The 26,583-nt window shown below is 57.7% G+C and carries 26 protein-coding genes and 1 pseudogene; 19 read left to right on the forward strand and 8 right to left on the reverse strand.

Annotated features, from left to right (window positions below; genetic code table 11):
• The first annotated feature begins 88 nt into the window (after positions 1-88).
• Positions 89-595 carry a DUF501 domain-containing protein gene (locus QCD60_RS11960; protein ID WP_279785524.1) on the forward strand — a complete coding sequence of 169 codons (507 nt, stop codon included), beginning with the start codon at positions 89-91 and terminating at the stop codon, positions 593-595.
• A 79-nt stretch (positions 596-674) separates the two neighbouring features.
• Here the strand turns inward: QCD60_RS11960 and QCD60_RS11965 are convergent, their stop codons facing one another.
• Positions 675-1,409 carry an FCD domain-containing protein gene (locus QCD60_RS11965; protein WP_104153207.1) on the reverse strand — a complete coding sequence of 245 codons (735 nt, stop codon included), beginning with the start codon at positions 1,407-1,409 and terminating at the stop codon, positions 675-677.
• Between the two features lie 269 nt (positions 1,410-1,678).
• Here QCD60_RS11965 and QCD60_RS11970 point away from each other — a divergent pair, with 269 nt between their 5' ends.
• Both QCD60_RS11970 and uxuA read left to right on the forward strand, forming a co-directional pair.
• Positions 1,679-3,148: a mannitol dehydrogenase family protein gene (locus tag QCD60_RS11970; protein ID WP_279785526.1), complete on the forward strand. Its 1,470-nt coding sequence runs from the start codon at positions 1,679-1,681 to the stop codon at positions 3,146-3,148.
• A 28-nt stretch (positions 3,149-3,176) separates the two neighbouring features.
• The gene (gene uxuA, locus QCD60_RS11975; protein WP_279785528.1) at positions 3,177-4,358 is read left to right on the forward strand and encodes a mannonate dehydratase; all 1,182 of its coding nucleotides are present in this window, start codon (positions 3,177-3,179) and stop codon (positions 4,356-4,358) included.
• 156 nt (positions 4,359-4,514) lie between these two features.
• On the opposite strand, the gene phoR is transcribed toward uxuA, so the two are convergent.
• Both phoR and phoB read right to left on the reverse strand, forming a co-directional pair.
• Positions 4,515-5,816 carry a phosphate regulon sensor histidine kinase PhoR gene (gene phoR / locus QCD60_RS11980; protein ID WP_279785530.1) on the reverse strand — a complete coding sequence of 434 codons (1,302 nt, stop codon included), beginning with the start codon at positions 5,814-5,816 and terminating at the stop codon, positions 4,515-4,517.
• Between the two features lie 2 nt (positions 5,817-5,818).
• Positions 5,819-6,511, reverse strand: coding sequence for a phosphate regulon transcriptional regulator PhoB (gene phoB / locus QCD60_RS11985; RefSeq protein ID WP_104153211.1), 693 nt, complete (start codon positions 6,509-6,511; stop codon positions 5,819-5,821).
• A gap of 548 nt (positions 6,512-7,059) precedes the next feature.
• On the opposite strand from phoB, the gene argB reads away from it, so the two are divergent.
• From argB to QCD60_RS12015, 6 genes and pseudogenes are all read left to right on the forward strand, one after another.
• Positions 7,060-7,968: an acetylglutamate kinase gene (gene argB, locus QCD60_RS11990; protein ID WP_104153212.1), complete on the forward strand. Its 909-nt coding sequence runs from the start codon at positions 7,060-7,062 to the stop codon at positions 7,966-7,968.
• Positions 7,969-8,037: 69 nt separating this feature from the next.
• Positions 8,038-8,637 (forward strand): annotated as a pseudogene (slmA, locus tag QCD60_RS11995) (nucleoid occlusion factor SlmA); the annotation flags it as partial.
• A gap of 238 nt (positions 8,638-8,875) precedes the next feature.
• Positions 8,876-9,649 carry an imidazole glycerol phosphate synthase subunit HisF gene (hisF, locus tag QCD60_RS12000; protein ID WP_279785534.1) on the forward strand — a complete coding sequence of 258 codons (774 nt, stop codon included), beginning with the start codon at positions 8,876-8,878 and terminating at the stop codon, positions 9,647-9,649.
• Between the two features lie 208 nt (positions 9,650-9,857).
• Positions 9,858-10,505, forward strand: a complete 648-nt coding sequence (locus QCD60_RS12005) for a transglutaminase-like cysteine peptidase (protein WP_279785536.1) — start codon at positions 9,858-9,860, stop codon at positions 10,503-10,505.
• Positions 10,506-10,707: 202 nt separating this feature from the next.
• Positions 10,708-11,400: a hypothetical protein gene (locus QCD60_RS12010; protein WP_279785537.1), complete on the forward strand. Its 693-nt coding sequence runs from the start codon at positions 10,708-10,710 to the stop codon at positions 11,398-11,400.
• Between the two features lie 18 nt (positions 11,401-11,418).
• Positions 11,419-11,967, forward strand: a complete 549-nt coding sequence (locus tag QCD60_RS12015) for a FlgO family outer membrane protein (RefSeq protein ID WP_279785539.1) — start codon at positions 11,419-11,421, stop codon at positions 11,965-11,967.
• 108 nt (positions 11,968-12,075) lie between these two features.
• Here QCD60_RS12015 and rep read toward each other — a convergent pair whose 3' ends face one another.
• On the reverse strand, positions 12,076-14,091 hold the full coding sequence (gene rep / locus QCD60_RS12020; RefSeq protein ID WP_104153218.1) for a DNA helicase Rep: 2,016 nt from the start codon (positions 14,089-14,091) through the stop codon (positions 12,076-12,078).
• A 271-nt stretch (positions 14,092-14,362) separates the two neighbouring features.
• Here rep and QCD60_RS12025 point away from each other — a divergent pair, with 271 nt between their 5' ends.
• Positions 14,363-16,099 (forward strand): bifunctional diguanylate cyclase/phosphodiesterase, encoded by a 1,737-nt coding sequence (locus QCD60_RS12025; RefSeq protein WP_279785542.1) that lies wholly within the window; start codon positions 14,363-14,365, stop codon positions 16,097-16,099.
• A 69-nt stretch (positions 16,100-16,168) separates the two neighbouring features.
• Positions 16,169-16,630, forward strand: a complete 462-nt coding sequence (locus tag QCD60_RS12030; protein ID WP_207780387.1) for a methylglyoxal synthase — start codon at positions 16,169-16,171, stop codon at positions 16,628-16,630.
• A 52-nt stretch (positions 16,631-16,682) separates the two neighbouring features.
• Here QCD60_RS12030 and QCD60_RS12035 read toward each other — a convergent pair whose 3' ends face one another.
• A complete protein-coding gene (locus tag QCD60_RS12035) occupies positions 16,683-18,188 on the reverse strand; it encodes a YifB family Mg chelatase-like AAA ATPase (protein ID WP_279785545.1) in 1,506 nt (501 codons plus the stop codon).
• Positions 18,189-18,314: 126 nt separating this feature from the next.
• Positions 18,315-18,620, reverse strand: a complete 306-nt coding sequence (locus tag QCD60_RS12040; RefSeq protein ID WP_279785547.1) for an accessory factor UbiK family protein — start codon at positions 18,618-18,620, stop codon at positions 18,315-18,317.
• Between the two features lie 347 nt (positions 18,621-18,967).
• Here QCD60_RS12040 and glnK (QCD60_RS12045) point away from each other — a divergent pair, with 347 nt between their 5' ends.
• The 6 genes from glnK (QCD60_RS12045) to QCD60_RS12070 all read left to right on the forward strand — a co-directional run bounded on the left by glnK (QCD60_RS12045) (position 18,968) and on the right by QCD60_RS12070 (position 24,288).
• Complete coding sequence (gene glnK, locus QCD60_RS12045; protein ID WP_104153228.1) at positions 18,968-19,306, forward strand: P-II family nitrogen regulator; 339 nt, start codon at positions 18,968-18,970, stop codon at positions 19,304-19,306.
• Between the two features lie 61 nt (positions 19,307-19,367).
• Entirely contained in the window at positions 19,368-20,639 is a 1,272-nt protein-coding gene (locus tag QCD60_RS12050; protein ID WP_279785550.1) for an ammonium transporter, read from the forward strand.
• A 286-nt stretch (positions 20,640-20,925) separates the two neighbouring features.
• Positions 20,926-21,264, forward strand: coding sequence for a P-II family nitrogen regulator (gene glnK, locus QCD60_RS12055; protein WP_104153234.1), 339 nt, complete (start codon positions 20,926-20,928; stop codon positions 21,262-21,264).
• A 437-nt stretch (positions 21,265-21,701) separates the two neighbouring features.
• The gene (locus QCD60_RS12060; protein WP_104153240.1) at positions 21,702-22,499 is read left to right on the forward strand and encodes a transporter substrate-binding domain-containing protein; all 798 of its coding nucleotides are present in this window, start codon (positions 21,702-21,704) and stop codon (positions 22,497-22,499) included.
• A 76-nt stretch (positions 22,500-22,575) separates the two neighbouring features.
• Positions 22,576-23,523 (forward strand): amino acid ABC transporter permease, encoded by a 948-nt coding sequence (locus QCD60_RS12065; protein ID WP_110188854.1) that lies wholly within the window; start codon positions 22,576-22,578, stop codon positions 23,521-23,523.
• A gap of 39 nt (positions 23,524-23,562) precedes the next feature.
• The gene (locus QCD60_RS12070) at positions 23,563-24,288 is read left to right on the forward strand and encodes an amino acid ABC transporter ATP-binding protein (RefSeq protein WP_110188862.1); all 726 of its coding nucleotides are present in this window, start codon (positions 23,563-23,565) and stop codon (positions 24,286-24,288) included.
• A gap of 108 nt (positions 24,289-24,396) precedes the next feature.
• Here the strand turns inward: QCD60_RS12070 and QCD60_RS12075 are convergent, their stop codons facing one another.
• Positions 24,397-24,936: a DUF2058 domain-containing protein gene (locus tag QCD60_RS12075; RefSeq protein WP_104154723.1), complete on the reverse strand. Its 540-nt coding sequence runs from the start codon at positions 24,934-24,936 to the stop codon at positions 24,397-24,399.
• 190 nt (positions 24,937-25,126) lie between these two features.
• Between QCD60_RS12075 and QCD60_RS12080 the strand changes: the two genes are divergently transcribed.
• Both QCD60_RS12080 and QCD60_RS12085 read left to right on the forward strand, forming a co-directional pair.
• Positions 25,127-25,888, forward strand: a complete 762-nt coding sequence (locus QCD60_RS12080) for an AzlC family ABC transporter permease (protein ID WP_110188863.1) — start codon at positions 25,127-25,129, stop codon at positions 25,886-25,888.
• A complete protein-coding gene (locus QCD60_RS12085) occupies positions 25,881-26,204 on the forward strand; it encodes an AzlD domain-containing protein (protein ID WP_279785557.1) in 324 nt (107 codons plus the stop codon). Before QCD60_RS12080 ends, QCD60_RS12085 begins: the two co-directional genes overlap by 8 nt.
• A 79-nt stretch (positions 26,205-26,283) precedes the next feature.
• Here QCD60_RS12085 and QCD60_RS12090 read toward each other — a convergent pair whose 3' ends face one another.
• On the reverse strand, positions 26,284-26,478 hold the full coding sequence (locus QCD60_RS12090) for a CopG family transcriptional regulator (protein ID WP_279785559.1): 195 nt from the start codon (positions 26,476-26,478) through the stop codon (positions 26,284-26,286).
• Positions 26,479-26,583: the final 105 nt, after the last annotated feature.

Here is a 26,583-nt window from a genome sequence, read left to right on the forward strand (position 1 = left end):
CAGGCTGCTATACTGTGCCGCTGCCACGAGATGCCGGATTGCCCTGGCATGTTGTTTTAACAAGAAGCGTGAAACGAATAACCGACCGATGATTACCGAAACCCAGCTGGACTGGCTGACTCGCCAGCTTGAGCGCGCCCCGCGCGGCCTGGAAGACATTGCTGCCAGCAGCGCCACGGGCATTCCCCTGGTAGTGCGCATGCGCGCAGTGATGGAAGGCAAACCCTTCCCTACCCTGTACTGGCTGACCAGCCGCGATTTGTTCAAGACCATCTCCACCATCGAAGCAGGCGGCTATATCAAGCGTCTGGAGGCGGAGGTGCAGGACAATCCCGAGCTGAAAGCCGCGCTGCATGCCAGTCATCAGGATTATGTCGATCAGCGTAATGGTTTTATGCGGGAAGAAGACCGGGAGCTACTGGCGACGCAGGGCAAGCTGGAATATCTGCAGAAACTCGGTGTGGGAGGCATTGCCGACTGGGACCGCGTGCGTTGCCTGCATATGCACTATGCCCATCACCTGTGTGGTTACAATGTGATTGGCCAGCGTCTGGAAGCGGAATTTCAGCTCAGCCAGCTGGTGATTCAGTTCTGATCCTGCCGTCTTTCTGAGGGTGCCTCACATGGCTCCCTCATCCTTCCTCTACCCGTTCTTTCGATAGACGACTGCCTGATTACTGCGCGCGCAGATTGCTGAACAGATAGCCGTCAAAGTTCGGGTCATCGGTATCCGACAGGGCAAACAGGGTGGTCTTGACGTTTTCCAGATGCTGCCACATCGCCTGACGTGCGCCCTGAGCATCGCGTTTGCGTAACTGATTGAGAATGGCGCGATGATCCTCCAGCCAGTTGGCCCGGTAAGACAGGTCCATGATGCGCTTGTGCAGGGTCTGCCACATCGGGCTGCGATCGCGGCGATCCCACAGCTGCGTACACATTTCCAGCAGCAGGCTGTTTTGTGTTGAGCGGGCGATCAGCAGATGAAAGCGCCGGTCGGCATCCTCACTGACTTCCACCGAAGCCATCATGGTGTCTTCCAGATCCAGCATTTCCTGCATCTGCTGAATGTCCTGCTTGGTCACCGTCTGCGCGGCGCAGGCGGCAATGGAGCTTTCCAGCACCTGCCGGGCCTGCAACAGCTCGAACGGACCAATATCCTCATCCGGAACGCGTTGTGGTGATACGGGGCTGCCGGGCCGCTGGCGCAGATAGATGCCTGAGCCCTGACGTACCTCTATCCAGCCTTCAATTTCCAGCATGATAAAGGCTTCACGCACCACCGTACGGCTAGTGCCAAAACGTTCGGCATAGGCGCGCTCGGTGGGTAGCTTGCTGCCTGGAGCAAGTTCCTGCTGGGCCAGATCAGCTTTGATCTGCTCACCAATGTCACGATAGAGGCGTTCGGTCATGGGGCGTTGATACGGGCAGAGGGGTGAGTGGCTAGGTGCAAACTATACCTGTGGGCATGACTGGTATGCCATAGAAAAATTTTCTATTTATTGGTATGCCAATTTGGTGCTAAGGTAGCGCCTGTGCTGACCGTTCTGTACGGTATTTCATCAGAGATGCAGAACTGAAGGCTCTGTACGAGCGCGATACACCAGCTGGTATGCAGCGATATCTATTCTGGCATGCCAGTTTCATCGTTGTACCACTCCTTGCCTGACAGGAAATAACAATGACGCCTGCGGATGACAATTCCCCGACCGTAACCAGGGTGCCTGGCACCTATCGGCCTGCCGACATCAGTACCGGTATCGTGCACCTTGGCCTTGGCGCTTTTCACCGTGCCCATCAGGCGGTCTATATCGAGCAGGTGTTGCAGCGTCATGGCGGCGGCCCCTGGGCCATCTGCAGTGCCAACATCCGTTCCAATATGCGGGTCGTGGAGGAGCTGGAACACCAGCAGTTCAGCTATCACGTTGCCGAATATGCCGATCAGCAGCATGTCACCCTGCGTCAGATCAACGCCATTGCTTCTGCCATCTATGCCGGTGAAGGCGACAACGGCAGTGGCCATGCAGCATTGCTGGACATACTCAGCGCTGCTACCACGCGCATTGTCACCCTGACGGTGACGGAAAAGGGCTATTACCTGATCCCTGCGCAGCAACAGTTGCGTCTGGATGATCCGGCCATTGCTGCTGATATTGCCCAGCCACAGCAACCCCATACCGCTCCCGGTCTGCTGGTGGAGGCACTGCGTCGCCGTCGGGCCGCAGGCATTCCTCCCTTTACTGTTCTTTCCTGCGACAACATGCCGGACAACGGCAAGCGCTGTCAGATGGCCGTGGTGCAGCTGGCTGCCCAGCAGGATGCCGGGCTGGCGGACTGGATCGACACGGAGGTCGCCTTCCCCTGCTCCATGGTGGATCGCATTGTGCCTGCCATGACCGAGGCCTCTCTGGCGACCCTGCGCGACCTTGGCTGTAATGAGCCTGCGGCCATCATCTGTGAAGCCTTCAGTCAGTGGGTGGTGGAAGACCATTTCCCGCAGGGGCGGCCTGACTGGGAAGTTGATGGCGTGCAGATGGTGGCGGATGTGGCGCCGTTTGAGGCGATGAAGCTGCGTATGCTGAACGGCAGCCATTCACTGCTGGCTTATCTCGGGCCGCTGCTGGGCTATGTCACCGTCGCCGAAGCCGTGGCTGACCCGCAGGTGTGTGCACTGCTGCGCGGTTACATGCTGGAGGAAGCCAAACCGACGCTGTCTATGCCCGCTGACGTGGACATCGACGCCTATGCTGACCAGCTGCTGGCCCGCTTTGCCAACGACAGCCTTCACCATCAGTTACGCCAGATTGCCATGGACGGTTCACAGAAACTGCCACAACGCTGGCTGGCGGGGATGCAACAGCTGCATCACGATCAGTTGCCCTGCCGTCGTACTGAGCTGGGCATTGCCGCCTGGGTAATGACTGTCATGCAGGCCAGTAAGGGGCTGCTTACTCTGAATGACCCGATGCAGGCGACATTGCTGGCGGCGGCCAGTGAGGCCGATCCGTTGCTGGCATTGCTGTCAGTGGACGCTATCTTCCCTGCCCAGCTATTGCAGGACCAGGCCCTGTTGGTGCGGCTGCGTGAGGCGCTGACTGCGCTGAGCCAGCCCTCGACCGCCCGAACTTTTATTGCTCAGCTGCAAGGCTGATCTGAACCCGTATCTTAGGAGCCGTGTTATGGAACATACCTGGCGCTGGTTTGGACCAGCCGACGACATTTCCCTGATGGATATCCGTCAGGCCGGAGCGACGGGCATTGTGTCTGCCCTGCATGACATTGCCAACGGTGAGGTCTGGCCCGTTGCTGCGATTGCTGAGCGCAAGGCCGTGATTGAAGCTGCCGGACTGCGCTGGGCGGTGGTCGAGAGTATTCCGGTGCATGAAGACATCAAGCGTCGCACCGGTCGCTATGCCGAATACATCGCCAACTATCAGCAGAGCCTGCGTAATCTGGCTACCTGTGGCATCGACACGGTGTGCTACAACTTTATGCCGGTGCTGGACTGGACCCGCACTGATCTCGCTTATGAGCTGCCGGACGGCTCCCGTGCGCTGCGTTTTGATCAGATTGCCTTTGCCGCATTTGAACTGTTCATCCTGCAGCGCGAGGGAGCGAAGAGTGAATACTCGGCTGCCGAGCAGCAGGCAGCGGCTGACTATCTGGCCGCGCTGCCGGAGGCGGAGCGTGACAAGCTGGTGGCCACCATCATCGCCGGTCTGCCGGGGGCGGAAGAAAGCTATACCCTGGATGACTTCCGGCAGGCGCTGGCAGCCTACGATGCCATCGACAAAGATCAGCTGCGCGAGCACCTGCGTCTGTTCCTTGAAGCCATCGTGCCGGTGGCAGAAGAGGCGGGCATCCGTCTGGCTATTCACCCGGACGATCCGCCCCGGCCGATTCTGGGTCTGCCGCGCATTGTCTCCACGCGCGATGATGTGGCCTGGCTGGTAGAGAAAGTGCCTGCTAAGGCCAATGGCATTACCTTCTGTACCGGCTCTTACGGTGTCCGTGCCGATAACGACTTGTGTGCCATGGCCACCGAATTTGCTGATCGTATCTACTTTACCCACCTGCGCTCCACTGAGCGTGAAGAGACACCCGGCAGCTTCCACGAAGCGTCACATCTGGGTGGTGATGCCAATCTGGTTGACGTGGTGCGGGTGCTGGTGAATGAAGAGCGTCGTCGTGCCGAGGCCGGTGATCTGCCTGCCATTCCCATGCGTCCGGATCATGGCCATCAGATTCTGGATGACTTGCGTAAGCAGGGGCGCCCCGGTTATTCACTGCTGGGCCGGATGAAGGGGCTGGCGGAACTGCGCGGTGTGGAGCTGGCGATACGCCATTTCAAGGTGCTTTAAGTGTTGTTGTAAGGCGTCGCAAGGGGCCTGCCGTTATGCCGCTGACGATCATGCGGTAAGAGTTGCCAGTTGAGCCCGGAGGCCGTGAGGTCGCCGGGCTTTTTTATTCGGCTGAATACTTATGTGGCGTGCGTATTGGGTAACAGGAAGGTGCTGTCAGGCTTCCTGCTCAAGGCTGACCAGCAGACTGGCAGGGAATTTAGCTCGGAACAGACTGCCCTTGCCCAGCTGGCTTTCAATCTGCAGCGTGGCTTCGTGGCGTAGTAGCACATGCTTGACGATAGCGAGACCCAGACCGGTACCGCCGCTTTCTGAGGTGCGGCTGGGGTCGGCACGATAGAAGCGCTCGGTCAGACGAGGAATGTGGATAGGATCAATGCCGATACCATCGTCCTGCACTTCAAAAACGGCGCCCTCGCCCTGACGGCGCCAGCGAATCTGGATCTTGCCTTCATCAGGCGTGTACTTGACGGCGTTCATCACCAGGTTGGACAGCGCACTGTGCAGTTCCTGTTCGCGGCCATGCAGGCACAAACCCGGTTCTGCTTCCAGCGTGATGGTCTGGCCCTTATCGGTGCCGAGGGCTTCGGCATCATGCAGAATCTGGTGCAGCAGACGGTCCATATCCACCGGTTCGGCGGCATATTCAATCTGCGAGGTTTCCAGCCGTGACAGGGTCAGCAGGTCGGCAATCAGGTTCTCCATCCGTTTGGCCTGCTTGCCCATTTGCTGGATCGGCCGCACCCAGGGGCGTGGCAGCTGATCAAGGTGATCACCCAGGGTTTCCAGATAACCGCTGATCACCGTCAGCGGGGTACGCAGCTCATGGGAGGCGTTGGCGACGAAGTCCTGACGCATTTTTTCGAGGTTGTGCAGGCGGGTGACATCCTGCACCAGCATCAGCCTGTCGCCCTTGCCAAACAGGGTAATGCTGATTTGCAGATACTGGTCGCTGTTGGTGGGGGCAGGGACTTCCAGCGGCTCCTGATAACGGCAGCGGTCGAAGTAGCGCACGAAGTCAGGACGGCGCAGCAGGTGAGTGATCGGCTGTCCACGGTCCTGTGGATAGCGTAGCCCCAGCAGGCGGCTGGCGGCCTGATTCCACCATTCCAGTGCGCCGTCTTCATCGAGCAGCACGACGCCGTCTTTCAGCGCGGAGGTGGAATCCTGAATGCGGGCGATGATACCCCGCAGGCGGTCGTGTTCGTCCAGATTGCGTTTCTGCAGGCGGTACAGTTCATCAAAGATGTCGCCCCACAGTCCCTTGCCTTCTGGTACGTCATCCTTTTCGCTGGAGTTTTTCGCCAGCCAGCGTACCAGATGCTGAAAATGCCACAGTTGCCAGCCCAGCAGGCCAGCCAGTCCCAGGCTCAGCCCCAGCAGCGCATAGCCGCTGAGTGCGCCGACCAGTGTACATCCCAGTAACACCAGAGCCTGACGGCCCAGGAAACTGCGCATGATTACGCAACCTTATTGGAGAATCGATAGCCGGTGCCGCGTACGGTCTGAATCAGGTGTTCGTGTTGTCCGCCCAGCGCCTTGCGCAGACGGCGAATATGGACGTCGACGGTGCGCTCTTCGACATAGACATTACCGCCCCACACCTGATCCAGCAGTTGTCCGCGGGAGTAGGCGCGCTCGGGGTGGGTCATGAAGAAGTGTAGCAGTCGGTATTCGGTCGGCCCCATTTCCAGCTGCTTGCCGTGGGAGGTGACGCGATGGGACACCGGATCCAGCAGCAGACCTTCGATTTCCACCGGATCTTCCAGCCCCTGCGGCGCGGCGCGGCGCAGCACCGCCTTGAGACGGGCCACCAGCTCACGCGGTGAGAAGGGTTTGGTGATGTAGTCATCCGCGCCTGCTTCCAGACCCTGAATCTTGTTGTCCTCATCACCCTTGGCGGTGAGCATGATGATCGGCATTTCCGCGGTCATCTGGTCACGCTTGAGGCGACGGCAGAATTCGATGCCACTGGTACCGGGCAACATCCAGTCGAGCAGCATCAGATCGGGTTTGTCGTCGACGATAATGGCATGGGCGCGGGTGGTGTTTTCAGCTTCGAAACACTCGTAGCCGGCCATTTCCAGCGCAACGGCAATCATTTCCCTGATCGGCGCTTCATCGTCGACGATCAGGACCTTTTTGTCAGCCATGTGCATTACCTGTCATCTATTGCGTTCTTGTGACCGCATTATTACAACGACATGGTGTTACACAAATATGACAAAGGGAAGTTTAATAGCGCATACACGGGCTTTTCTCGGGGTTGTCCGTTATGAACGGCAGTGGTGTAACCGCAGCGTGTGGGAGCAGCGGGTAACCGCGTCCGGGTTGCATCTGTCGCACTTTATCCCCACAGCCACATAAAGGTGCAGTGACGTGGCCGATAACCATGCACTATCGATAATGGGATCCCTTCACCGCCGGTTGTGGATCGAGCCCTCGTCGGATGAACAGTGCGTCAGGTTCATCAGGATGTAGCGAGGTTTTGTCATCCTGAGCCTCGTTATCGGCTAACCGGGCCGGGCGCTCAGGCGTCGTTCTGGAGTGTGCCCCGATAACTGGCAGAACCTGAGGAAAATCAGGTCGCTGCATAGCAAGCTCGGGTCGCCTTCTTTAAACTAGCGTGGCCGGTTTGCCCGGTCACCGATCCGGCCCCAGGGTCACTGCTGTCATTTCGTCAAGACAAAGGATTTCCGTTATGCCCCTTTCCCGCGATGCCGCCCTTAATGTTGCCAAGGTCCTGAGCGAGGCCATGCCCTACATCCAGAACTATGTGGGCAAGACCATCGTGGTCAAGTACGGCGGCAACGCCATGATCGACGAAACCCTGAAGAACGCCTTCGCCCGTGACATCGTCATGCTCAAGCTGGTCGGTATCAACCCGGTGGTGGTGCACGGTGGCGGACCGCAGATCGGTGAGCTGCTGGAGAAACTGAAGATCGAATCCCACTTCATCAATGGCATGCGTGTGACCGATTCCGCCACCATGGATGTAGTGGAAATGGTACTAGGTGGACAGGTCAACAAAGACATCGTCAACCTGATCAACACCAACGGCGGACGTGCTATCGGCCTGACCGGAAAGGACGCCCGTCTGATCATGGCCAAGAAGATGAAGGTCACCCACAAGACGCCTGATATGGAGGCGCCGGAAATCATCGACATCGGCCATGTTGGCAGTGTTGAACGAATTAACCGCGAACTGCTTGATCTGCTGGTCGCCAGCGATATTATCCCCGTCATTGCTCCGATCGGGGTGGATGAGGAAGGTAACTCCTATAACATCAACGCCGATCTGGTGGCAGGCAAGGTGGCTGAAGCGCTGGATGCAGAAAAACTGCTGCTGCTGACCAACATTGCCGGTCTGCTCGACAAACAGGGTAAGGTTCTTACTGGTCTGTCGCTGGCGGATGTCGACGCCCTGATCGCCGATGGCACCATCACCGGTGGTATGCTGCCGAAGATCGACTGTGCACTGGAAGCGGTGCGTAATGGCGTCAAACGTGCGCATATCATCGATGGCCGCGTTGCACATGCCACCATGCTGGAGCTGTTCACCAACGAAGGTGTGGGCACCCTGATTACCAACGAAAAACTCAAGGCTTGACGGTTGTCTGCAGGCCGGTGCACTCCCCTGCACCGGCCTGCAGATGGGCTGACGGATGTAAGGTAAACAATGACGGAAAGTCTCAGTCCCAAGGCCCGCAAGGGCCAGGCAAAGCAGCGGATTCTGGAAGCCCTGGCACGGATGTTGGAGCATGCGCCGGGTGGGCGCATCACCACGGCAGCACTGGCACAGGAAGTCGGTGTGACCGAAGCGGCACTGTATCGCCATTTTCCCAGCAAGACGCGGATGTTTGAGGGGCTGATCGATTTTGTCGAGGAGAGCCTGTTTAGCCGCATCAACCTGATTCTGGAACGCGAAGCCAGTGCGGCGGTGCGCTGTCAGCAGGTGCTGACGCTGCTGCTGGCATTTGCCGAAAAAAATCCGGGTCTGGCGGTGCTGCTGGCCGGTGATGTGCTGGCCGGTGAGGATGCACGCCTGCATCAGCGTATCCGTCAGGTGTTCGACCGTATTGAGACCCAGCTGCGGCAGATCCTGCGCGAGGCCGAGCTGCGTGAGCAGCTGCGTACCCTGAAGCCGCCCAGCGTCTGTGCCAATCTGCTGATGGCCTTTGCCGAAGGCCGCCTGCGTCAGTTTGTCCGCAGTGAGTTCAGCCAGCCACCGACCGAGCACTGGCCGGAACAGTGGGTGCTGCTGAAAGCGCCACTGCTGCGCCCTGCCCCACTCAGCAAGGCGAGTGATGCAACTCCCGCCACCGAAGAACATCATGGGCACGACGACCAGCATGGCGGTGACGAGGTTTCAGCGCTGGATGAGCATACGGCCGTCAGCGAAGAGCAATTTTAAATCGAATATAGCCGTGGGGTGATGGGAGGTAAGTGACTCATCGCCTCGCCGCTGGGGCCGCGGTTGCTATACTGCGGCCCTGACTTACCCGGAGACTTGTTTCATGGCATTGGCAAAACGCATCATCCCCTGTCTGGACGTCGACAACGGCCGTGTGGTCAAAGGCGTGCAGTTCCTTGATATCCGCGATGCCGGTGATCCGGTGGAGGTCGCCAAACGCTACAACGAACAGGGTGCAGATGAAATCACCTTCCTCGACATTACTGCCAGTCATCAGGACCGTGACACCATGGTGCATGTGGTAGAAGCCATTGCCGGACAGGTATTCATCCCGTTGACGGTCGGTGGCGGCATCCGTACCTGTGATGATATTCGCCGTATGCTTAACGCCGGTGCCGATAAGGTTTCAATCAACACCGCCGCGGTCACCAATCCTGACTTCGTGCGCGAGGCCTCCGAGCGCTTTGGTGCTCAGTGCATCGTGGTCGCCATCGACTCGAAAAAAGTCAGCCAGCCCGGCGAGCCTGACCGCTGGGAAGTGTTCACCCACGGCGGGCGTCGTGCCACCGGACTGGATGTGATCGAGTGGGCGAAAAAACTGGTGGCACTGGGCGCGGGGGAAATTCTGCTGACCAGTATGGATGCTGACGGCACCAAAAATGGCTTTGATCTGGGCGTGACCCGTGCCGTCAGTGAGGCCGTGCCAGTGCCGGTCATTGCCTCAGGCGGTGTGGGTAATCTTGATCATCTGGTGGACGGTGTGCTGCAGGGCAAGGCCGATGCAGTACTGGCCGCCTCCATTTTCCACTTCAACGAGTACAGCATTCCAGAAGCCAAGCAGTATATGGCGGCTAAAGGTATTGAAATGCGTCTGTAACGGCACGCCGCACTCGGGTGTGGGCTTGACGGCCAGGGTCCGTACAGGCCATTAACAAATAGCTGTGCCAATCGGCTTGCACAGCAGCCATATTCTTACCAGACTTGTTGATCAGTCACCTGCGTCGGCGAGGCGTCTACGGGGTGCATGGACTGAACCATGACGTTTCGCGCAGGACTCCGGTCCTGGTATGAAGGAGCCGTGCCGAATGCTGATCCGCGCTGTGCTGCTGTGCCTGTTACTGCTGCCCATGGGTTGGCTGATGGCCGCCTATTCCGGCTTCAGCAGTGTGGTATTGCAGCGTGTAGAGAGTCAGTACGGTGCGGCGGCCAAACGCCGGGTGCTGGACTGGGAGGGGTTGATGACCGATTCGACCCTGCTCAAGGCGCAGGAAAGTACCAAGCTGCGGGCGGTCAATGACTTCTTTAATAAGGTACGCTGGCTGGATGATCTGACCGTCTGGGGCAAGAATGACTACTGGGCCACGCCGCTGGAGTTTCTCGAACGCAATGCCGGTGACTGCGAAGACTTCTCCATTGCCAAGTACTTCACCCTGCGTGAACTGGGGGTGCCGGAAAGCAAGCTGCGTATCATGTATGTAAAGGCACTGGCCTATAATCAGGCCCATATGGTACTGCTGTATTACGCCTCGCCCAGCGCCATGCCGGTGGTACTGGACAATATCAACCCGAAAATTGAGCCCGCCAGCAAACGTACCGATCTGGTCCCTGTATACAGCTTCAACGGCTCCGGATTGTGGCTCAATAACTCCCCGGCCGGGCAGAAAGTAGGTACCTCAGACCGCATTGGTCCCTGGCGTGATCTGCTGGCGCGATTGCAGCAGGAGCGGCGCTGAGCAGTGATTCAGGAGTGCTGAAGGGGTTAGGCACTACAGCGACAAGATGCATTTCGGTCATAAAAGGACCGGGGCGCACAAAAAATCGTCAGGTCAGTGCACAGGCGGATTTTTTGTTTTATGCTTCTGCTTCAGTCTGTAACGGAATTCGTCAACTAACCCGGCAACCCCCGCCATCACAGCAAACAGTAAGGATAGCCACATGAAGCGAGTATGGCTTGCCCCCTTTTCTCTTATGATGCTGGCCCTCGGTGGTTGCCAGCAATGGTCTGAGCAGAATCTCAAGACCGCCGTGCCACGTGCCGATACCTATCCCTACAGCACCCAGCAGAAGATGGAAACAGCCCATCACTGGGACGTGCTGGCCAAAGACATGGCTGAGCGTATTGCCCAGTCGTTGCCGGATCATCAGGTCGCCATTTACGTTGAGCCACCTGCCACTGCCACTACTTTCTCCACTGCATTCCATAGCCTGCTGCAGAGTCAGATGGTCAAGCAGGGCCTGCATGTCACGCTGGAGCCTGGCCTTGGCGCTGTGCATACCCGTTATACGGCGCAGCTGATTCAGCATAAAGATCTTGATGGTGCACGCCCTGTGCCCGGCACCTACACCGTGTTGGCCACTGGCCTGGCAGTCATGCGCAATGCCGTGAAAAACAGCTGGGAGAACAGTTATCTGGCGCTGCCGCTGGTCGGCCTGGGCGCGGATTATGGTGCCGGTCGTACCGTCAGCAATGAAGGCATGGAAGTACTGATTACCACCGAAGTGGTCTACGGCAGTAACCTGCTGATGTCTGAGTCCAACATGTACTACATCAACGCCGGTGGCAAAGACCACTATGTGGCGAGTGACAGTGCCTGGCAGGGCAAGACCATTCAGGTTGTCGGGCAGTAACGGGGACAGGGGATAACAATGAAAGGATCACTATTTGCCGGTGCCGTGATGCTTGCCTCCAGCTTGTTGCTGGCAGGGTGCGAGACGGCCACCGTGCAGCCACAGGCAGCGGAAGAGAGCAATCTGGTACAGAGCAGTGAAGATGCGGCGACCGCGCTGGTAAAACAGCTGGGCCCGAATCTGCGCCCCGACCAGCCTCTGATCGTGGCTAGTTTTGTCAATGTCGACCGTCTGGATGAGTCCTCCACGCTGGGGCGTATGCTGGCCGAGCAGATGGCGTCCAGCCTGACCCGTCAGGGTTTGCCCGTGGTGGAATTGAAGCTGCGTGACTCGCTGTTCATTCAGGAAGGCAGCGGTGAGTTTATGCTGTCACGTGAGCTGCAGAATATCAGCCAGAGCCATCAGGCCCAGGCAGTGGTGGTAGGCACCTACGCCATCGGTCGTCAGAGTGTGTATGTTACCAGCCGTCTGGTACGGGTCGCTGATAACCGTATTCTGGCGGCATCGGACTACCGTTTGCCGATGGACGCCGATGTACGGGCACTGGTGGGTGCCAAGCGCCGCTAAGCCTCTGACCTGCAGACCGTCTTAAAACACACAACGGGAGCCAGTGGCTCCCGTTGTGTGTTTATGGCGTGTCACAAGTCATCAGATTGATGTTGCACAAGTGACGGGCTAGTCGAGCAGCAAATTGCGCAGGGATGCCAGAGTTTCCCGTGCCTTGGCCTGCTTGACCTCCTTGCTGACGCCCTCCCGGCCTTCCCACTCGACGTCATCCGGCGGTAACTCATCGAGAAAGCGACTGGGTACGCAGTCCAGCTGCTCGCCGAACTGTTTGCGCTGTTTGGCCAGTGTCATGGTCAGGGTTTCACGCGCACGGGTGATGCCAACGTAGGCCAGCCGGCGTTCCTCTTCCACGGTATCGGTTTCGATGGCATTGCGATGGGGAAGCAGCTCCTCTTCCATGCCGATCAGGAATACATGGGGGAACTCCAGTCCTTTGGAAGCGTGCAGGGTCATCATCTGTACCTGATCGGACTCATCCTCTTCTTCCTGTCGCTCCAGAATATCCATCAGGATCAGACGGCTGATGACATCACGAATATCGGCGTCAGGATTATCTTCCAGCAGGCGCTCATGCGTAGAACGCAGGGAGTCGATCAGGAACCAGACGTTTTCCATACGTCGCTCTGCGGCCGTAGGCGACGTCGAATGCTGTTGCAGCCAGCCTGGGAAGTCGATATCCAGCACCATCTGTCGTACTGCACCGACCATGTCTTCCTGATAGCAGCGCTGGTGGGTCTGTTCCATCCAGTGAGCAAAGCGCCGCAGCTTGTCGATGGCCTTTTCCGGCAGATGCTGGGCCAGCCCCATTTCGCTACAGGCTGCGTACATGCTGATACCGCGCTCGCCAGCATAAGCGGACAGCTTTTCCAGTGTGGAGGGGCCGATCTCACGGCGTGGCACGTTGATGATGCGCAGGAAAGCGTTGTCGTCGTCAGGGTTAATCATCACCTTGAGGTAGGCCATGATGTCCTTGATTTCGGCACGAGCAAAGAACGAGGTGCCACCACTCAGGCGATAGGGAATCTGATAGCTCTGCAGCTTGGCCTCGATCAGCCGCGCCTGATGGTTGCCACGGTAGAGAATGGCATAGTCACGGAATTCGGTGCGCTTACGCAGCTTGTGCTCAAGAATCTCGGTCGCTACCCGCTCCGCCTCGTGTTCTTCGTTGCGACACAGGATGACCCGCAGCGGATCACCAAAGCCCTTGTCACTCCACAGCTCCTTGGTGAATTCGTGGGGGTTGTTGGCGATCAGCACGTTGGCAGCCTTGAGGATACGGCCGGTGGAGCGATAATTCTGCTCCAGCTTCACGACCTTGAGGCTGGGGAAGTCGCGTGCCAGCTGGCCGAGGTTTTCCGGGCGGGCACCGCGCCAGGCATAGATCGACTGGTCATCATCCCCTACCACAGTGAACTGGGCGCGTTTACCCACCAGCAGTTTGACCAGCAGATACTGGCTCATATTGGTGTCCTGGTATTCGTCAACCAGCAGGTAATGCACCTTGTTCTGCCAGCGCTCCAGCACCTCCGGGTAATCACGAAACAGTTCCGCCGGCAGACGGATAAGGTCATCGAAATCAACGGCGTTGTAGGCTTGCAGAATACGGTTGTATTCCTGATAGACCTGTCCGGCCAGCAGCTCATCATTGTTGGCGGCGTGGCTGATGATGTGATGCGGATCGGCCAGATCGTTCTTCCAGTTGGAGATCAGATGCTGAACATATTCCGCGACATCCAGATCCTGCTGCTTGAGGGTCTGCAGAATATCCTTGATCAGTGCCAGGGCATCCTGCTGGTCAAAGATGGAGAATCCGGGTTTGTAGCCCAGGGTCTTCAGTTCCTTGCGGATGATGTTCAGCCCCAGGTTGTGGAAGGTGGAGACGGTCAGACCGCGCGAGGCCTGTCCTTTGATCAGCTTGCCGACACGCTCTTTCATCTCGCGGGCGGCCTTGTTGGTGAAGGTCACCGCAACGATGTGCTGTGCCTTGTAGCCGCACTGCTCGACCAGATAGGCGATCTTGCGGGTGATGACCGAGGTCTTGCCGCTGCCCGCTCCGGCCAGGACCAGCAAGGGGCCTGAGATGTTGCGTACGGCTTCCTGTTGTCTTGGGTTGAGTTGGCTCACGGCTGGCACCTGTTATCTCGTGTGAAGCCGGATGATTCTAGCAGATCGCTTCACAATTCGTTGCATAACGGTTGTTGTAATAAATTGATATAAAGGGCTAAAGTTAGTTCTTCTTTGGCAAACGATATAAGGAAGCGAAAGGAAGTCCGCTTGCATGGCTTTCATGCTTCGCATGATCTGTTGAGTTAAAACACCATAACAATCAAGGTGTTGCCCACTCACAGTGTGGTTGTACTTCAGAAAGTCCGGTAGTTGTCTGGAGTTGAAATGCATGTCGAATGAAAGCCAGCAGACGGTAAACAGACCGCTTCGCCTCCTGCTGGTCCATCCTAATCCTCGGGCGCAGGCGCTGTTCCAGATTCTGGTTGCGCGTGCCGAGACAGCCTATGAGCTGAGCTGGTGCTGTGATATTGACAGCGCCCGTACGGCCTTGGCCATGGATTGGGTTGACGTCCTGCTGCTGCACAATCCCCTGCGTGAAGAACGCTCCGTCGATCTGCTCAAACTGACCAATACTGACGGCAGTGCCGTGCCCGTTGTGGTGCTGGGCAGGCTGTTACGCAGCTCTGGTGGCCGTGAGCTGATTCACAAGATGGGCGCTGCTGACTACCTGTCGATTCTGCAACTCAGTCTGGATGCCTTTGAAAAGGCCATTCACACCGCTCGCGAGCGTCACCAGCAACGCACGATCCTGCATCAGATCAGCCACCACGATATCGTCACCGGCGCCGCCAACCGACAGATGTTTGTCCAGCGTCTGCAGCATGCCCTGCAGATGGCCGATGCGCATCAGAAACGGGTGGTGCTGCTGCAGCTCAATCTGGACGGCTTCCAGAAAGTGAACGACTCCCTTGGCCATCAGCTGGGTGACGACATCCTGCGTGAAACCGTGCAGCGTTTGTTGCTGACTCTGCCTTCAGCGGAGCATCTGGGGCGGATCAGTGATAACCAGTTCGGCATCATGCTGGCCGATCTCAATAACCGCGAACAGGTGATGCCGACCCTGTATCAGCTGCAGCGCCTGTTCAATCAGCCTTATTTACTGCCCAGCGGACAGATCAGCCTGGGCTGCAGCATCGGCGTCAGCTTCTTCCCTGATACTGCGCACAATCTGGATGAGCTGCTGCGGCAGGCGGGTATCGCCATGCACGAGGCCAAGCGCCATCCCGGCGTCAGCCATCATATGTTTGAACCCGGCCAGGACTCCAAGACGTCAGAGGCCTTCAGCCTGGAGGCGGACTTCCGCCGTGCCCTGCGCCGTAATGAGCTGCGCCTGTATTACCAGCCACGGGTGGACGTGCGTACCGAGGAAACCGTCGCCGCCGAAGGCCTGATTCGCTGGCAGCACCCCACCCGGGGTCTGTTGATGCCCAACGAATTTATTCCGATGGCAGAGCGTACCGGCCTGATCGTGCCGATGGGCTACTGGGTGATACATCAGGCCTGTCAGGATGCCAACTTCCTTCGTCACCACCGGCTGCCGCAGATTCAGCTCAGTATCAACCTGTCGTTCCGGCAGTTCAGTGATCCGATGCTGACCCGCACCATCACGCGTATTTTCCAGACCACTCAGGCTGATCCGCGCAATATCGAATTCGAGCTGACCGAGTCAGCGATGATGAAGAATGAGCAGCAGACCACTCAGTGCATCAAGGAGCTGACCGAGCTTGGCGCCTGCTTTGCGCTGGATGATTTCGGTACGGGGTATTCATCGTTCGCCCATTTGCAGCGTTTGCCGCTGACCCGCCTGAAGATCGACAAATCCTTCGTCAAGGAAGCCACCAGCTGTGGTGACAACGAGATCATCGTCCGCGCCATGATCAGTCTGGCCCATAACCTGCGTATGCTGGTGGTCGCTGAAGGGGTGGAAACACCGGAGCAGCTGCTGTTTCTGCGCCAGTATCGCTGCGATCAGGCGCAGGGCTTCCTGTTCGGCCGTCCACAGTGTTTTGAAGACCTGTGCCGCATGCTGGAAGGTCAGCAGTATCGCCACCTCTCGATTGGCTGACAGACGTCAGCACCGCATGGCGTTATGCTGTCTTTCCAATGTCCGTTCTATAGCGCTGCGAGTTCACCCATGATTGAACAGAAAACCACGCTGATGCCTGCTGCCAAGCGGGTAGCCCTGATCGCTCACGACAACCGTAAGGATTTACTGCTGGACTGGTGCCAGACCCACTTGCAGCATCTGCACGGCCATACTCTGTTTGCTACCGGAACGACCGGACGGGTGCTGGAGAAGGCGCTGGGGATCAGTGTCAATAAACTGATCAGCGGCCCGCTGGGCGGGGATCAGCAGATCGGGGCGATGGTCACCGAGCGGCAGATCGACGTGATGATTTTCTTCTGGGACCCGTTTGAGCCGATGCCTCATGACCCCGATGTTAAAGCCCTGCTGAGGGTGGCGGCGGTGTGGAATATTCCAGTGGCCTGCAGCCGTGCCAGTGCAGACTTCCTCATTACCTCACCCTTTATGCAGCAGGAATACGAATACCAGATTCCTGATTACGACGCTTATCTGGCCAGCAGAGGCTTTTAACCTCAGGGCAGTCTGGCCGGCTCTGTCCCGTCAGGAGCCGGCTTAGCGTCGCTTAAACCGGCCTGTCCAGCTGACGGTACGACAAGGCTTCCAGCACATGACGCATACCGATCTGCGCTTCACCGGCCATATCGGCCAGAGTACGACTGACCCGTAAAACCCGATGATAGGCACGGGCAGACAGGCCCAGACGATCCACTGCCTGCCGCAGAGTCGCAGCGGTGGCTTCATCCACATCACAGAACTGATCCAGTGCCTGCCCCTGCAGGTGCGCATTAAGACACCCCTGACGCTGCAGCTGTAACTGCCGCACTTCGGTCACCTGCTGACGGATCTGGGCGCTGTTCGGGCCGCTGCGTTCGGCCTGACGCAGGGTTTGCCAGTCAGGGGTCTGTACCCGCAGATGCAGGTCAATGCGATCCAGCAGCGGGCCGGACAGGCGACTGCGATAACGGCGGATCTGCTCGGCAGAACACTGGCAGCGGCCGCTGCTGTCGCCGTGATAGCCACAAGGGCAGGGATTCATCGCCGCAATCAGCTGGAAACGGGCGGGAAAGGTCACCTTGGCGCGGGCACGGGACAGGGTGATATGGCCAGACTCCAGCGGCTCCCGCATGACCTCCAGTACCTTGCGATCAAATTCCGGCAGTTCATCGAGAAACAGCACGCCCTGATGGGCCAGTGAAATATCGCCGGGTCGGGGATCACTGCCTCCTCCTACCAGCGCAGCGGCCGAGGCACTGTGGTGTGGCGCGCGGAAGGGGCGTTGTGGCCAGCCCCCTTCTTCCAGATAACCTGCCAGCAGTGATTCCACTGCTGCGACTTCCAGTGCTTCCTCTTCATCCAGTACCGGCAGCAAGCCGGGAAGGCGGCTGGCCAGCAGGGTCTTGCCGGTGCCGGGCGGACCGAACAGCAGAGCGTTATGGCCGCCCGAAGCGACCACCTGCAGTGCCCGCTTGGCCTGTTGCTGACCTTTGACATCCAGAATATCGGGATAGTCCGGCATGGCGCTGGCACTGATGCAGCCCTCGTAGAACGGCAGCGGGGTCAGTCCTTTCAGATGGGCACAGAGCCCCAGCAGATCGGTGACCGGCAGTAATTGCGCCTGTTGCACCAGTGCCGCACGGGGCGCATTGTCCGCCGGCAGTACCAGACAGCGGCGTGCATCGCGGCTGGCGCGCGCGGCCACCAGCGCGCCGGGAACCGGGCGGATGCGACCATCCAGTGCCAGTTCGCCGATACATTCCAGATGCTTTAACGGCTCCAGCGGGATCTGACCGGAAGCGGCGAGAATCCCCAATGCGATGGCCAGATCGTAGCGTCCGCCGGTTTTGGGCAGGTCCGCCGGGGCCAGATTGACGGTGATGCGCCCCAGAGGGAACTCCAGCTGACTGGTCTGGATGGCACTGCGTACCCGCTCCTTGCTTTCGCGTACGGCAGCTTCGGGCAAACCCACCATATTCAGCGCAGGTAAACCTGCAGAGATGTGCACTTCGACAGTGACGGAGGGGGCATCGACACCGAGCAGCGCCCGGCTGTTGACGACAGCAAGTGTCATAGATACGTCCTTGTTATGGGCTGCCAGCAATCCTGCGGCAGGTGCCTGAACCGATAGGCGGCAGGCGGTGTAGTGGCGTTTCAGCAGACAGCGCAGAGGCCGGGGCGCTCTGCGCTGCAGGAAGGGTTATTCGTCGGCCTGTGGATTGACCTTCACAAAGCCTTCACCTTCGTTGTCTTCTTCGGTGCTGCCGCTGTTGCCCTGCTCCAGCGCGGCCAGACGCACTTCCAGCGCCTCCAGACGGGCGCGGGTACGCTGCAGCACTTCTACCTGCACATCGAATTCTTCGCGGGTTACCAGATCCAGTTTGGCAAAGGTGCTCTGCAGGGTCTGACGCACCATCTTCTGAATTTCTTCATGAGGCAGCGGCAGGCTGGACAGGCCCTGACTGAGCTGCTGCTGCAGATTTTCAAAGAGTTTGGAGTTGATCATTGCGGGTTGTCCCCTGAGTTGGCGATTGGGCTTCACTATACCCCCAACGACTTGTCGATTTGAAGTCTGCTGCACACGGCCTGCCGATACAGGCAGGCGCCGCTGGCGGTGAGGGTGAGCCACGCTGGTGCATCGTTACGATTAGCGGTGCACAGAAAATGAGCAATTTTGGTGCGCGCACCAAAGTGGCGCGCTCAATCCTTCCTTTTTTGCTACCGAAAGTTCACAAAATATCTGTAACTATATGAATTAAATGAGTTTTTAAAAACTGGCACAGGGTCTGCTTAGAGGGGTAACCAAGGCACTGCCAGCACCTCAGGGTGCACGAATTCTAAGAGGGAGCATCTATGAAACTAGTTACGGCGGTAATCAAGCCATTCAAGTTGGACGATGTACGCGAAGCTCTGTCGGATATCGGCGTTCAGGGGATCACCGTGACGGAAGTCAAAGGCTTCGGTCGCCAGAAGGGTCACACCGAGCTGTATCGTGGCGCGGAGTACGTTGTTGACTTCCTGCCCAAGGTCAAGATCGAAGTCGCGGTGGCTGACACCCTGGTCGATCAGGTGATCGATGTGGTTTCCAAGGCTGCCCATACCGGCAAGATCGGTGACGGCAAGATTTTCGTATCTGACCTGGAACAGGTCATCCGTATCCGCACCGGCGAGACTGGTGAAGAAGCACTGTGATTGCTGCCGCGCACTGCTGTGAAGTGCGCAGGCCGACAAGTTGCCTGAGGAGGAGTTTCCTGTGGAAGAGCTTTTAAAAACAACGGCGGGTGATGTAACCCAGCTGAAGTATGCCCTAGATACGTTTTACTTTCTGGTGATGGGCGCCCTGGTCATGTGGATGGCCGCGGGCTTCGCCATGCTGGAAGCCGGTCTGGTGCGTGCCAAGAACACCACCGAGATCCTGACCAAGAACGTCGTACTCTACGCCATCGCCTGTACCATGTACCTGCTGTGTGGCTATCACCTGATGTACTCCAGCGATGCAGGCGGTTTCATCCCCAGCTTCGGCAGCCTGATCGGCGAAGAGCACACCGCTGAAGCGGTACTGGCTGGTGGTGACGATGCACCTTACTACTCACTGCGCGCGGACTTCTTCTTTCAGGTGGTCTTCGTCGCAACCGCCATGTCCATCGTCTCTGGTGCCGTGGCTGAGCGTATGAAACTGTGGGCTTTCCTGGCGTTCGCGGTAGTGATGACCGGTGTGATCTATCCCGTGGAAGGCTACTGGAAATGGGGCGGTGGTTTCCTGCAGGAAGCCGGCTTCCAGGATTTTGCAGGTTCTGGCGTCGTGCATCTGGCGGGCGCGTCTGCTGCGCTGGCCGGTGTGCTGTTGCTGGGTGCCCGTAAAGGTAAATACGGTGCCAATGGTCAGGTCAACGCTATCCCCGGTTCCAACCTGCCGCTGGCGACCCTGGGTACGCTGATCCTGTGGCTGGGCTGGTTCGGCTTCAACGGTGGCTCCGAGCTGAAAGTATCTGATGTGGGTGAAGCCAATGCCGTCGCCAACGTCTTTGTGAACACTAATGCTGCCGCTGCAGGCGGTGTGATTGCCGCGCTGATCGTAGCCCGTCTGTGGTTCAAGAAAGCGGATCTGACTATGGCGCTGAACGGTGCTCTGGCCGGTCTGGTGGCCATCACTGCTGAGCCTCTGGCACCTTCTGCTGTCGCTGCCACCCTGATCGGTGCAGTAGGTGGTGTGATCGTGGTGTTCTCCATCGTCACTCTGGACAAACTGAAAATCGACGATCCTGTCGGTGCCATCTCTGTTCACGGCGTGTGCGGTATCTGGGGTCTGCTGGCGGTGCCGCTGACCAACGGTGACGCCACCTTCGGTGCGCAGATTTTGGGTGCGGTCTGTATCTTCGCCTGGTGCTTCATTGCCAGCCTGGTGGTGTGGGCAATCCTCAAAGCCGTCATGGGTATCCGTGTCAGCGAAGAGGAAGAGTACGAAGGTGTGGACATCCACGAGTGTGGTATGGAAGCCTACCCTGAGTTCAAAACCAGCAAATAAGCCCCGTGTTCCTGTAACACTGTGCTGAACCATCGGCTCCTGCGGGAGCCGATGGCGTTTTTGTCACCCTCACCGCTGCGGGAGCAGACAGCGGTGGCGGTGAATTAAGGATAAACAAGCAGGTTGGCTTGGCCCTTGCTTTCATCACGGAGAAGGTGCCCACAACGTGAGGACATGGTCCTGTTGATGGCGCACGGTGCCGGCAGCGGGATAGCCTCACTGCCCTGTTCGGGTATACTAGGCGCCACTGCTTGCGGCTCAGCCGTTCTGTATAAGGGAGACTGTCATGAAACTTGTTACTGCTGTGATCAAACCCTTCAAGCTGGACGACGTGCGTGAAGCACTGTCTGACATTGGCATTCAAGGTATCACGGTAACGGAAGTAAAAGGCTTTGGACGTCAGAAAGGCCACACCGAGCTGTATCGCGGTGCTGAATACGTGGTTGATTTTCTGCCCAAGGTAAAAGTCGAAGTGGCAGTAGATGACACCGCGCTGGACAGCGTGATCGATGCCATCTCCAAGGCGGCCCATACCGGCAAGATCGGTGACGGCAAGATTTTTGTTACCCAGCTGGAACAGGTGATTCGTATCCGTACCGGCGAAGAAGGTTCGGACGCACTATAACGGTGCATCCCCAAGGCCATCGGACGGCTGTCATGGCAATCGCCCTGCCCGTCCGATGCTCCTCCGTACACACCGTGCCGGTCTGGTCGGTGCATTTTCCCCTGCTGTGAAGCGATTGCTTCAAAAGGTAACACCCCCGCTGCTGACGCTGGCTCGGTTCAGCATCTTTGTTATGCATTTCAACCGTAATCCTGTGCGGAATCACGTCATTGATGGTGTGAATATGGTTTATTTGCCTGCAAATCCATCAATCGCAGAAAACTTAACTGTTGTGGCCTGCTAATTGCTTTAGTCTTGTTCGATTAACAGGTTCAGGGTGCCTGCTTCTACGTCAGAGTCAGATTTGTACTGTATATCAGTGATTTATCTGCGTTGTTGGAGGCGGAAGCGGGGTGAAAGGCCTGCCATTATAAAAGTTGTCTAGCTTGAGGTTGCTTATGAAAAAACTGCTCGCGTCTTTGGGGCTGGTATTGGGTGTGGCTACCGTGTCACAGGCTGCCATGGCAGAAAGCGCTGTCGACAAAGTGGTCTCTGCAGGTGAACTGCGGGTGTGCTTTGAAGCCGGTTACATGCCGTTTGAGATGAAAAACAAGAACGGCGAATTCGTCGGTTTTGACATCGACATGGGCAAACTGATGGCCAAGTCCATGGGAGTGAAGTTCACTCCGGTCAACACGGCCTGGGACGGTATCATCCCTGCCCTGCTGACTGATAAGTGCGACATCATCATGGGCGGTATGACCATCACTGCTGAGCGTAACCTGAAAGTTAACTTTGCTGATCCTTACATCGTGGTGGGTCAGTCCATCCTGATGAAGCCTTCACTGGCTGGCAAAATCACCTCTTACAAAGATCTGAACGATCCCAAGTACACCGTAGTGACCAAACTGGGTACTACCGGTGATGCCGCAACCAAGAAATATATCGGTCAGTCCAACATCCGTTTGTTCGACACCGAAGCGGATGGCGCGCTGGAAGTGGTCAATGGCAAGGCTGATGCCTTCGTTTACGACCTGCCTTTCAACGCTATCTACGCTGCGCAGAATGCAGGCAAAGTGGTTCACCTGGACAAGCCCTTCACCTATGAGCCTCTGGGCTGGGCGATCCGCAAGAACGATCCTGACTTCCTGAACTTCCTCAACAACTTCCTGCGTCAGACCAAGGGTGATGGCACCTATGACCGTCTGTACCAGAAGTGGTTTGAAAGTGACGAATGGCTGAAAACTGTACAGTAAGTTGAATTCAGTCCTGTGATACCGAACACCGGTTTGCTAGCAAATCGGTGTTTGTTTTTTTGGAGTACCCTCAAACATGCGATCTGAAAACCGGGCGCTATGGCAAAGCGTGTATCTGGTGATAGTGGTAGCCTTCTGTGCTGTGGTCTACGCCTCCAGTAAACACATCAACTACAACTGGAACTGGCAGCGTGTCGTTCCCTACCTGATCAATACCGAGCCGCAATCGGTTCGTGCGCCCTTTGACGGTACCGCCAAAGTCAGTACTGACGACAAGACCCTCACACTGGTGCCCGATGCCGGTGGCGAGCCTGTGGTGGTGAAGAAGTTCAGTGCGATTTCAGTGAACGATGGTGATCTGATTTTTGAAGGTGACCAGGTGGCCACCATCAGCAACTGGCGCATCGGCCCTATCACCGAAGGCATGATCACCACTCTGGAGATCTCGCTGGCATCGCTGGTGTTTGCGGTGATCATCGGTCTGTTTATCGGCCTTGGCCGTATCTCCCGCAATCTGGCCATCCGTCAGCTGTGTATCACCTATATCGAGATCATCCGCGGCACGCCGCTGCTGGTGCAGATCTTCATTTTCTACTTCTTTATCGGCACCGTGCTGTCACTGGACCGCTTTACCGCCGGTGTGGCGTCGCTGGCGGTGTTCACCGCGGCGTATGTGGCGGAAATCGTCCGCTCCGGTATCCAGTCGATTCCACCCGGACAGATGGAAGCGGCCCGCTCGCTGGGCATGACCTATGTGCAGGCGATGGTCAACGTCATCCTGCCGCAGGCCTTCAAACGTACCCTGCCACCCATGGCCGGTCAGTTTATCAACCTGATCAAGGACTCCTCGCTGGTGTCGGTTATCTCCATCACCGACCTGACCAAAGCCGGTCGTGAAGTGGTCTCCGCCACTTTTGCTCCGTTTGAGGTGTGGTTCACCGTGGCGCTGCTGTATCTGGTGATGACCGGCGCGTTGTCATGGATGATTCAGCGTCTGGAAAAGAAACTGGCAGCCAGCGATTAAGGCGAGGACGATACGATGCATTTACAGAACGCCGAAGACATCATCATCGCCAAAGATGTCGACAAGATTTACCCCAATGGCTGTCATGCCCTGAAAAAGGTCTCGGCCTCCATCAAGAAGGGCGAAGTGGTGGTGATTATCGGGCCGTCGGGCTCCGGCAAGTCCACCTTCCTGCGGACCCTGAACCAGCTGGAAACCATCTCCAGTGGCAGTATCGTCATCGATCAGGTCGATATGTACGGCAAAAACACCAATATCAACAAGCTGCGTGAGCATGTGGGTATGGTGTTCCAGAGCTTTAACCTGTTCCCGCACAAGAGCGCCCTGCACAACGTGATGATGGCGCCGCTGAAGGTCTCCAAACGGGCCAAAAGCGAGGTGGAGGAGCATGCTAAGGCGCTGATGAAGAAAGTCGGTCTGGCCGAGCGTATGAACAACTACCCCAGCCAGCTGTCGGGTGGTCAGCAGCAGCGTGTGGCTATTGCCCGGGCACTGTGCATGAAGCCGAAAATCATGCTGTTTGATGAGCCCACCTCGGCGCTGGACCCGGAAATGGTCGGTGAAGTGCTGGATGTTATGAAGAGTCTGGCCAAAGAAGGCATGACCATGGTGGTGGTGACCCACGAAATGGGCTTTGCCCGTGAAGTGGCTGACCGGGTGCTGTTCATGGAAGACGGCGAACTGCTGGTGGAAGATACCCCGGACAAGTTCTTCCATAACCCCACTCACCCGCGCCTGCAGCGTTTCCTGTCGCAGGTGTTGTAACCGACGCACCTTCTGAGCGCGAAGACGTTCGTCAAAGAACGGTGCTGCGGAAAAACAAAGAGCCCGGGTCGCTAAGCGGCCCGGGCTCTTTTGTCTGTTAAACCACCCTTACCACATCAGGTCATCGGGGATGGGCGGGTATTCGTCATCGTCACTGCTGCTGTCGACATGGGGATGAATCACCCGTTCCGGCATCCGCTCTTCAATACGGGCGGCTTCTGCTGCGGGGACCAGCAGGTAACCTTCATCGGCGATCACGATCAGCAGTTGGCTGCGTGACAGCTGCTCCAGCTGCTGAGGGGTGACGTACAGCTTCTTGATCTTGGTGCCGTGGACGAAGTTGTAGGGCGTGTCAGCGTCCTTGGGCGGTTTGACGCCATGTACTTCGAGCAGCTGACGCACTTCGGCTTCCTGCGCGCGGCGGGTTTTGTCATCCAGCTGTTTCTGGTTCAGCTCGCGGTCGCGCTGCACCTTGGCTTGACGCTCCTGTTCGCGTTTGACTTGCTCAGCCAGCTTGGCCGCTTCCTGATCCGCTTTCGACACCTGCTTGGCCAGCTTGTCCTGCTTGCGCTTGTCTGCGGATGCCTTTTGCGCCTGCTGTTTGGTAGCAAGGCCGTTTTTGAGTAATTGATCCTTGAGTGATGCCATGGAGAACACTCCCCTGAGGTAATACTTGATTCGGGTCGGGCGACCGCCGCCCGGAGTCGGCAATGTATAGAAAAAACCGGCCCGATGCCACCGCCCCGCCGGACCAGCAAGAAAGTCAATATTGTCCAAGCCGCCTTTCAGGTGGCAGGTCTATACTGCCTGAGCCCAATCTGCAGCGTCAGTGATGCCCATGACAACCCATAACAAGACTCTACGCGCTGGCCATGAGCTGCCAGTCAACGCCTATCTGGCCGGTATTACCGATACCGTGCCGCTGATTCTGGCTGCCATTCCCTTTGGTATTCTGTATGGCGCCCTTGGCTACAGTCAGGGGGTGCCGGTGTGGGCCATTCTGGCCATGTCCCTGCTGGTATTTGCCGGCGCCTCGCAGTTTATTGCCGTGGGGCTGCTGGCGTCGCACACCCATCCGGCCGTCATTGCGCTGACCGTACTGGTGGTCAACCTGCGGCATATGCTCTATGCCGCCAGCCTGATGCCGGAAGCGGCCAGACTGTCACAGCGCTGGCGGTTACCTCTGGCGTTCTGGCTGACGGATGAAACCTATGCCACCGTCAGCACCCATCTGCGCCACTATCGCGATACCGGCAACTTGCGCTGGTACTGGCTGGGCTCGGGTTCCGCCATGTACATCAACTGGGTTGCCTGCACCGCACTGGGCGCCTGGCTGAGCAGGGATGTGCCTGATCTCACCCACTGGGGGCTGGAAGTGGCGCTGGTCGTGGCTTTTGTCGGCATGGTAGTGCCTGCCATCAAGCAGTTCAGCCATCTGTGCTGTGCGGTGACGGCGGGAGGCGTCATCCTGCTGACCTATGACTGGCCGCACAATACCGGTCTGCTGGTCACCTCACTGGTGGCCATTGGCGTCGGTATCGGGACGGAAATGCTGAGCAAAAAAACGGCCCCTCTGAACGGAGCGACTCACCATGAATGATCTGACCCTGCTGTGGCTGATTCTGGCGATGATGGCGGTGACGTTTGTGCCCCGTTATCTGCCCTTTGCACTGGCTCATCGCTTCCAGCTGCCGCCGTTGCTGCAGCGTACGCTGGGCTATGTGCCGGTTGCGGTACTGACGGCGATTGTGGTGCAGACCACACTGGTACGTGACCAGCAGATCCACACCGACTGGCAGAATCCCACCCTGTGGGCGGCTGTGGTTGCTGGTCTGATGGCCTGGCGTGGGGTCAGCCTGCTGCTGACGGTCTGTGGCGGGATGCTGGTCTATGGCGTGCTGCGCTGGCTGTTCTGAGCGCAGGCCCCTGCTGCCGGCGTCTGCTGACGGGCGCCGGCCGGTCATCGTACTGACGGACATTCTGCCGTCCGCCTGACTACTCTTCCTGTTGTCCTTCCTGCTCGATGGCCTGCTGCAACCAGTCAGGCCCCATCTGCTGTTCAATATAGTCACGGATAAACTGACGGACCTTCTGTGAAGGAGTGACATCTTCCTTCGCACACAGTGCTTCGAAAATGGCTTTCTTGCGGGGGTCAATCAACAGGGTCAGGCGGGCAGTGCGCTGCTCCATCTTCATATACCTCGGCAGGATGCGTGTGCTTGAACGTCATACAGACGCTTGAATATGTGCATTATATGTTAATGTTATTAACATTGAATGAATACTGTATAGGCA

Source organism: Pokkaliibacter sp. MBI-7 (genome assembly GCF_029846635.1).
GTDB lineage: Bacteria > Pseudomonadota > Gammaproteobacteria > Pseudomonadales > Balneatricaceae > Pokkaliibacter.